At 70.7% G+C, this 8657-nt stretch carries 6 protein-coding genes; 2 read left to right on the top strand and 4 right to left on the bottom strand.

Features of this window, described 5'->3' with window-relative positions:
- Positions 1 to 197 (bottom strand): hypothetical protein (locus GWK61_RS57895; RefSeq protein ID WP_228564302.1); only part of this gene is annotated, 197 nt, incomplete at its 3' end.
- A 174-nt stretch (positions 198 to 371) separates the two neighbouring features.
- Here GWK61_RS57895 and GWK61_RS50350 point away from each other — a divergent pair.
- Positions 372 to 1925 carry a dihydrolipoyl dehydrogenase family protein gene (locus GWK61_RS50350; protein ID WP_194921029.1) on the top strand — a complete coding sequence of 518 codons (1554 nt, stop codon included), beginning with the start codon at positions 372 to 374 and terminating at the stop codon, positions 1923 to 1925.
- Between the two features lie 336 nt (positions 1926 to 2261).
- Entirely contained in the window at positions 2262 to 6587 is a 4326-nt protein-coding gene (locus GWK61_RS50345; protein ID WP_228564301.1) for a GH92 family glycosyl hydrolase, read from the top strand.
- Between the two features lie 110 nt (positions 6588 to 6697).
- On the opposite strand, the gene GWK61_RS50340 is transcribed toward GWK61_RS50345, so the two are convergent.
- The 3 genes from GWK61_RS50340 to GWK61_RS50330 all read right to left on the bottom strand — a co-directional run.
- Complete coding sequence (locus GWK61_RS50340; RefSeq protein WP_194921024.1) at positions 6698 to 7396, bottom strand: DUF4272 domain-containing protein; 699 nt, start codon at positions 7394 to 7396, stop codon at positions 6698 to 6700.
- 137 nt (positions 7397 to 7533) lie between these two features.
- Positions 7534 to 7926 (bottom strand): SCO5389 family protein, encoded by a 393-nt coding sequence (locus tag GWK61_RS50335; protein ID WP_194921023.1) that lies wholly within the window; start codon positions 7924 to 7926, stop codon positions 7534 to 7536.
- A gap of 69 nt (positions 7927 to 7995) precedes the next feature.
- Positions 7996 to 8657 (bottom strand): ATP-binding protein (locus GWK61_RS50330; protein WP_499704159.1); only part of this gene is annotated, 662 nt, incomplete at its 5' end.

The raw sequence follows: 8657 nt of genomic DNA, 5'->3' as shown, positions 1-8657 counted from the left end.
TTCGCCGGGGAGGAGGCGAAGGCGAAGCCGGGAGCAGGAACGGCGGCGGGAGCGACCACCCCCGGGGCGGCGCAGCCCACCCCGGCCCCGGCCCCGGCTCCGAAGCCCGGTCCGCCGAAGCCGGGTCCGGTCCCGAAGCCGGGTCCGCCCTCGCCGGCGCGGGCCGCCGGTGAGGCCGCGGCTCGCGAGGCCGGCACCGCGAAGGGTCCGGCGGCAAAGAGCAGCTGAGGTCGTAGTGCGTGGTCGTGCGTGGTCGTGCGTGGTCGTGCATGGTCGTGCGTGGTCCGGTTCGGTCGCTCTGTGAGCGCACCGGGCCGGACCTTCGTATGCGGGGGGCGTATACCGTGACGGAAACGAGCGTGAGGAGTGACATGGAAGCCCCGGACGAGAACGTCGTGCAGGCCGCCGAGGACATGGTGGCCGAAGGTGCCCCGGTTTTCCCGCACGGCGCGGCGCCGTCCGTCGGCGACGACGGGGTGGTCGACACGATCGACCCGGCCGACGGCGACGTGTTCGACGTCATCGTCGTGGGCGGCGGGCCGACCGGGGAGAACCTGGCCGACCGGGCGCACGCCGGCGGGCTGAGCGTGGCCGTCGTCGAGCACGAACTCGTCGGCGGCGAGTGCTCGTACTGGGCCTGCATGCCCAGCAAGGCGTTGCTGCGGCCGGTCGCGGCGGTGGCCGACGCCCGCCGCGTGGCCGGTGCGCGGCAGGCGGTCACCGGGAACCTCGACGTCGCGGCGGTGCTGGCCCGGCGCGACGAGTTCACCTCGAACTGGAAGGACGACGGCCAGGTCGACTGGCTCGCCAAGGTCGGCCTGTGCCTGGTGTGCGGGCACGCCCGGCTCCACGGCGAGAAGCGGGTCGTCGTCCGCACTCCCGACGGCGCCGACCGCGTCCTGACTGCGCGGCACGCCGTGGCGCTGTGCACCGGGACCCAGGCCGCGGTCCCGGATCTGCCGGGTGTCGCCGAGGCCGGGGTCTGGACCAGCCGCGAGGCGACCAGCGCCAAGCACGTGCCGGGACGGCTGGCGGTGATCGGCGGCGGCGTGGTGGCCGTGGAGATGGCGACCGCCTGGCGGGCTCTGGGCAGCGAGGTCACGATGCTGATCCGCGACGACCGGCTGCTGGGTGCGATGGAGCCGTTCGTCGGCGAGCTCGTCACGGAGCATCTGGGTGCTGACGGAGTGGACGTCCGCTTCGGCGAGTCCGCCACGGCCGTGCACCGCCGCGACGACGGCACGGTCGAGCTCACGCTCACCGGCGGCGGCACCCTCACCGCCGACGAGGTCCTGTTCGCCACGGGCCGCCGTCCCGCGACCGGCGACCTCGGCCTGGACACCGTCGGCCTCAAGCCCGGCGGCTGGGTCGAGGTCGACGACACCGGCCTGGTGCAGGGCGTCGGCGGCGCGTGGCTGTACGCGGCCGGCGACCTCAACCACCGCGCGCTGCTCACCCACCAGGGCAAGTATCAGGGCCGGATCTTCGGCGGTGCGATCTGTGACCGTGCCTTCGGTCGCGCCCTGGACACCGAGCCCTGGGGCCGCAGCGTCGCGACCGCGGACCTGCACGCCGTGACCCAGGTCGTGTTCTCCGACCCGGAGGCCGCCGCCGTCGGCATCACCCTGCGGCAGGCCGAGGACCAGGGGCTGCGGGTGCGCGCCGTCGACTACGACATGGGCCAGGTCGCCGGGGCCGCGCTCTACGCCGACGACTACCGGGGCCAGGCGCGCGCCGTCGTCGATCTGGACCGGGAGGTGCTCGTCGGGGTCACCTTCGTCGGGCCCGGGGTCGCAGAGCTCGTGCACTCCGCGGCGATGGCGGTGGCGGCCGAGATCCCGGTGAGCCGGCTGTGGCACGTCGTGCCCGCGTACCCGACCATCGGCGAGGTCTGGTTGCGACTCTTGGAGACATACCGGGGCTGATACGCAAAAGGTCGCCGAAGACCTCAGATACAGCGATGTAGTGACCCACAGCATGACGTGTGGTCGGAGCCGATGTCGGCTCCGACCACTTTGTTTTGAGCCCGCCGATCGGCCTGACCAGCATGGGAACGTTAACAGGAAAACAGGCCCCGCAGGACCCATAGTCGCAACTCAGAAGCCTTGCTAACGTTACCGCCGTCACCTTCGAACCCGTTCGAGAACTGACCCACTCGTGGAGGGACGGTGCCCATGGCGCGCCGTGCAAGTGTCCGACGAAAAATGGTGAGGGCGGCCGGAGCCGCCGTTTTGACAGGGGCCTTAAGCGTTACAGCAGCCTTGTCCGGAGCAGCCGGGACGGCGTTCGCCGCGTCCGGCGGGTCCGGCGTCACCCCGCTCGCGAACCCCGCGGCGGCGGTGAACCCGTTCCTGGCCACCGGCGACGGCGGGGCCGGTGGCCAGGCCGACGACTTCCCCGGCCCGGACGTGCCCTTCGGCATGATGCAGTGGGGCCCGGACACCACTCCCGACCGCCCGGAGGGCGGCGGCTACTACTACAACGACTCGAACATCTCCGGCTTCAGCCTGACCCACATGTCGGGTCCGGGCTGCGGGGCGTTCGGGGACGTGCCGATCCTGCCGACGGCCGGCGCGCTGCCGAGCGACCCGTCGAACGCCTCGGCGCCGTTCAGCCACTCCGCCGAGTCCGCCTCGGCCGACTACTACTCGGTCAGCACCGGCGCCGGGGCGTCGTCGGTGAAGACCGAGCTCACCGAGACCGCGCGTTCCGGCATCGGCCGCTTCACCTTCCCGGCCGGCGCGCAGTCCAACCTGCTGTTCAAGCTGACCGGTTCGCAGAACGGCGATTCGGCCACCACCGCGACGGTCGTCGGGCCCAACGAGGTCCAGGGCTCGGTCACCAGCGGCCACTTCTGCGGTGCGGGCAACACCTACACGCTGAACTTCGACATCGTCTTCGACCAGCCGATCACCGCGCACGGGACCTGGACCGGCACCACGGTCACCCCGGGTTCGGCGCCGGCCACGGCCAAGACGACGCAGAAGTCGCAGAGCACGAACACCCCGAGCACGAACACTCAGAGCACGAACACCCAGGCCCCGACGTCGGCGGCCAGCCCGGGCCCGGCCGCGCCTTCGGCGAGCCCGAGCCCGAGTTCCAGCTCCAGCGCGTCGCCGAGCCCCAGCCCGGCTCCCGGCGGCACGAAGTCCACCGCCCCCAAGGCCAAGCCGGGCGCGCTGCCCGCGCCGACCATCCACGGCAAGCTGCCGGCGACCCCGCAGAAGATGGCGACCAAGGCGGCGGCGGCCACGGGCCCTGACGGTCTGTACCTGACCTTCGACACCACTAGCAACCAGGTGGTCCAGGCCAAGGTCGGCATATCCTTCACGTCCGGGGCCAACGCCACGGCGAACCTGGCCGCCGAGCAGACCGGCTTCGCCTTCGACACCGTGCACAACGCCGGCGTCAAGGCGTGGAACGACGAGCTGGGCAAGATCCAGATCGGCGGCGGCACCGCGGCGCGCCAGCAGGTGTTCTACACCGGCATGTACCACGGGCTGCTGCACCCGAACACGTTCTCCGACACCAACGGGCAGTACGTCGGGTTCGACAACCAGGTGCACACCGTGCAGCCCGGCCACGTCCAGGTCGCGAACTACTCCGGCTGGGACATCTACCGGACGCAGGCGCAGCTGGAGGCGATCGTCGACCCGGCGATGGCCAGCAACGCCGCGCAGTCGATCGTCAACGACGCCGCGCAGAACAACGGCATGATGCCGAAGTGGGCGATGAACAACGGCGAGAGCTACGTCATGGTCGGCGACCCGGCCGACGGCGAGCTCGCCGACTACTACGCCTTCGGCGCCCGGGACTTCGACACCGCCTCCGCGCTGAAGTACGCGTTGGCCGAGGCGAACACCCCGAACAACATCCGCCCGGACCTGGCGGACTTCGAGAAGTACGGCTACGTCCCCTCCGACGCCGCCAACACCTGCTGCAACTTCTACGGGCCGGTGTCGACGACCATGGAGTACGGCGCCGCCGACTTCGCCCTGGGCCAGCTGGCCGGCGCGCTCGGCGACAAGACCGACGCCGCCGCGCTGCAGACCCGGTCGCAGGACTGGCAGAACCTGTTCAGCCCGGCCACCGGCCTGCTCGAGCCGCGCACCATGAGCGGCTCGTACCTGCCGACCACGCTGTCCACATCGGACAACTACGTGGAAGGCGACGCCTCGCAGTACCGCTGGCAGATCGGCTGGAACCTCTCCGGGCTGGTCTCGGCCATGGGCGGCGGCGCGGCGGTGCAGAAGCAGCTGGACACCTTCTTCACGCAGCTGGACCAGGGTCCGCCCTCGCCGTACGCGTTCCTCGGCAACGAGCCCGACATGGGTGTGCCGTGGCTGTACGACTGGGCCGGCGCGCCGTGGAAGGCGCAGAAGATCGTGAACGACGTCCGCACCCAGATCTTCACCGACGACCCGAAGACCAGCCTCGGCGGCAACGACGACCTGGGCACGACCTCGGCGCAGGGCGTCTTCTCGATGCTCGGCATGTTCCCCGAGGCCGCGGGCACCGCCGACATGGCGCTGAACAGCCCTGAGTTCCCGCTGGAAGTCGTCCACCTGGGCAACGGCAAGTCCATCACCGTCAACGCCCCCGGCGCGGACTCGGTGAAGAACTTCTACGTCCAGAGCATGAAGCTGGACGGCTCGCAGTGGCACTCGCCGTACCTGCCGGCCTCGGCGTTCACCAACGGCGCGACGCTCGACGTCAAGGTCGGCTCCACCCCGAACAAGAGCTGGGGCGCGAGCAAGAAGGACGTCCCGCCGTCGTTCGGCGCCGGGCAGCAGCCGGCCATCGGCTACCTGTCGGACCAGCAGATCCAGGTCGCCCCCGGCGGCAGCGCCAAGGTGACAGTGTCCGCGCAGGACGTCCTCGGGAAGCACCAGGACATCGCGGTCAGCTCGACGGCTCCGGCCGGCTCCGGCCTGAGCCTGAAGCAGTCGGACCGGGACGTGCACGTCTCCTCGAACGGGCACGGCTCGCTGACGCTGACCGTCAAGGCCTCGGCCACGACGGCGCAGACGTTCTACACCGTCCCGGTCCAGCTGACCGACGACGGCAAGGCCCTGCCTCCGCTGAAGCTGACCGTCCTGGTCGCCACGCCCGGCAGCCTGCTGTCCACCTTCGACAACAACGGCATCGCCGACGACAACCAGATCACCGTCACGAACTACGACGGCAGCGGCAACAGCTACTCCCAGCAGGCCCTGGCCGCCGCCGGGCTGGCCCCCGGCAAGCCGGTGACCGTCGGCGGCGTCACCTACACCTGGCCGCTGCCGGCCCCGGGCCTCCCGGACAACACCGTGGCCGCCGGCCAGAAGGTGACCGTGTCCGCGGCCGCCGGGACGCAGCAGCTCGGTCTGCTGGGCTCGGCCGACGGCGGACCGAGTCAGGGTGTGATGACGCTGGACTACTCCGACGGCACCACCGCCCAGTACTGGCTCGGGCTGTCCGACTGGACGCTGGGCGCGGGCCAGGCCAAGCCGTCCTTCGGCAACGGCGACGCCGCGACCCTGCCCTACCGTGACTGCTCCAGCTGCGCGAACGGCAAGGACAACACCGCGACGCACGTGTTCTCCACGGTGTTCCCGGTCGACCCGGCCAAGACGCTGACCTCGGTCGTCCTGCCGAACGGGACCGACCAGGGCCGGCTGCACGTGTTCGCGGTCGGCACCTCGACCGCCGCCCCGACCGGCGCGGTGGCCACCTCGGTCTCCCCGTCGCCGGCCACGGCCGGCCAGCAGGTGACCGTGCACGGCTCCGGCTTCGGGGCCACGCAGGGCACCGGCTACGTGGTGTTCAGCGACCACGGCATCAACTGGGGAGCGCCGGGCAACAGCGCGACGTTCACGGTTGACTCCTGGAGCGACACGGCGGTCACCTTCACCGTGCCGACCCCGAGCGGCACCAACGGCATGTTCCACGTCTTCGCCGGCACGAACGCCTCGGTGAGCGTGGTCAACGCCGCCGGTCAGGTCTCCGACGGCCAGGTGCTGCCGATGACCCCGACCGCGAACCCGGCCGACTACTACAGCAACATCGGCACCTCGCCGGACGCGAACCAGAAGTGCGCCAACTTCGACGGGGACGGCTACAGCTACTCCGCCGAAGCCCTGGCCGCCAACGGCGTCAAGCCCGGTGCCACGCTGACGTCGAACGGCGTGACCTACACCTGGCCGAACGTCGCAGCCTGCGGCGCGGACAACATCCTGCCCGACGGGCAGACCATGCTGGTGACCGGAAAGGCCGGGGCCACCAAGCTCGGGCTGCTCGGCTCGTCCACCAACGGCGGCTCCGCCGGACCGATCACCCTGACCTACACCGACGGCACCTCCACCACCCAGACGCTGACGTTCAACGACTGGGCCAGCGGCGGGGACGCCACGGACACCGCGGTCGCGACGATGCCCTACCGGAACAGCGATTCCGGGAGCTCGCAGTCGATCCAGATGTTCGTGTTCTCCACCACCGTGGCGGTGGACTCGACGAAGACGCTGGCTTCGGTCACGTTCCCGAACGTGGCCTCGGGTGTCAGCAGCAACACCACGGCGATGCATGTGTTCGCGGTGGCTGAGGGGTAGTAGCGCACGGGCCTTGTAGGCCGCGCGGGCTGTACAGGCCGCTGGTCCTGACCCGGGAGTCTCGGGTCGGGACCAGCGGTTTTTCGCTGTTCTGTTCGCGTCAGGTCGCGTCAGGTGTGGGTCGGGACGTCGTCCCAGTCCGCGCCCATGAACGTGATCAGCCAGTTCAGCGCGTAGTGGCGTTCCATGATCACGCCGCCGTCCAGGTCGGCCGGGTTGGGGCGGCCTTCCAGACCGGCGTGGCGGGTGGCCCAGTGCAGGCGGAAGTGCAGGTCCAGCGCGTCCAGGATCTCGGCGGCCGGGCGCAGGGCGGCGGTGGCGATGCGTTCGTCGGGGTCGGGGTCGGCGTCCATCATCGTCGTGATGACCGTGTTCAGGTCGCAGATGGTGGTGGGCCACGGCAGTTCTTCGGCCCAGCCGAGTGCCCACTGGAGTGCGGCCAGCGACTCGTAGCGCCACAGGGAGTTGATGAGCGTCTGCTTCTCCGGCTCGGCGGCGGCGAAGAACGCTGCTTCGATCGGGCTGAACGCCGCGAAGCCCTGCGGGAAGCGCTCGCGCATCTCCTCGGCCGGGATCTCGGCGTCGCTGAGCAGCGCATCGGCGCGCATGGCGGTGAGGAAGAGCGCGTAGGCGCGTTGGGCGGCTTCGGTCGGGGTGCGGAGCTTGATGTCGTCCCCGGCCCCGATCCAGGGCAGGTGGTCGGGTACGGATATGCCGGCGGCGGCCAGGCGTGCTTCGCTACGCGCTTTGCGTGCGCGGGATTCTGCTTCGGTGGGGGAGGAGGGTTCCGCCCCGCTGTTCACGGTCATCGCGAGACCACCTGTCGATGTCGGTCTGTGGGAACGTTTCAACGAGGGCGGCTGGACTCTACTACTGCGCGGGGACACGTAGGGCGACATCTGGGCCGCCGACCGTGGTCGGCGGCCCTTTATGCGTCTTCCGGCTTTCAGCAGTCCCGGAACTCCGGGGACTGGTTCAGCAGCTGCGCGCGCTGCGAGGTGAACTTCGTGTACGTCTGCGTGCTCTCGGCGCCGGGCCGGAACGCCGCGACGCGGTGGCAGTTCTGGAACGCGAGCTTGATCTCGAAGTGCCGCTCCAGGCTGCCGCGGATGGCGTCGCTGGCCATGGCACGTAGCAACTGGCCGCGCTCGGCCTCGGACGGCGGCGGCACCTGGTTGTCGGCGAACTCTGCGGTGCCGGACTTCAGGTCCTGCGCGAGGTCGGCGACCATCGCGTAGGCGTAGGGGAGCGAGGTGCGGACGGTGTCGAGGAACGCTGCCGGGTCCACGTCGCCGGCCTCGGCCTGGGCGAGGAGCTGCGGGGAGACGTCCAGGGACATCAGGGGTCCACCTTTCTGTTTTTGCTTGGTGCGGTCTGAGCGATCAGTGCTCTTAGTCCCGCCGGTTCGTCACGCGGACGCGGACACGGCCGACAGCGCCTGCGGGCCGTGCACGAATTCGGGATCCACCTGCGCGGACAGGTCGACGCCGGTGGCCTTGTCGGCCCAGGCGCGCGCGTTGCGCAGATGGAAGTCGATCGCCTGCTGCTGGAACCGGGTCCAGTCCTTGGGCCGGGTGTCGGCGGCGCGCGCCAGCGTGCGCAGCACGTCGCGGTGCTCGGGCTCCAGCGCGTCCAGCGGCGCGAAGCGGCCCTGCTCGGCGGCGCGGACGTAGCCGGAGGCACCGAAGCAGGCGAGCAGGTCGGCGCCGACGTGCTCGCGCAGGAAGTCGACGTCCTGCGGCCCGGTGACCTTGTTGCCGACGACGGCCAGGGCGACGTCGTACCCGTCGGCGTAGTCCCGGTACTGGCGGTAGACCGAGACCCCGCGCCTCGTCGGCTCGGCGACCAGGAACGTGAGGTCGAAGCGCGTGAACAGGCCCGAGGCGAAGCAGTCGGCCCCGGCGGTCATGTCCACCACCACGTACTCCCCGGCCCCGTCGACCAGGTGGTTCAGGTAGAGCTCGACGACCCCGGTCTTCGAGTGGTAGCAGGCCACCCCCAGGTCGTCCGCACCGAAAGGCCCACTGGCCACCAACCGCAGATTCGGCGCCACGGCCACACTCCACTCCC

It is taken from the genome of Catenulispora rubra, assembly GCF_015356825.1.
GTDB lineage: Bacteria > Actinomycetota > Actinomycetes > Streptomycetales > Catenulisporaceae > Catenulispora > Catenulispora rubra.
Note: the sequence above shows the minus strand (reverse complement) of the source record. Positions and strands in the feature narration are given on the sequence as shown.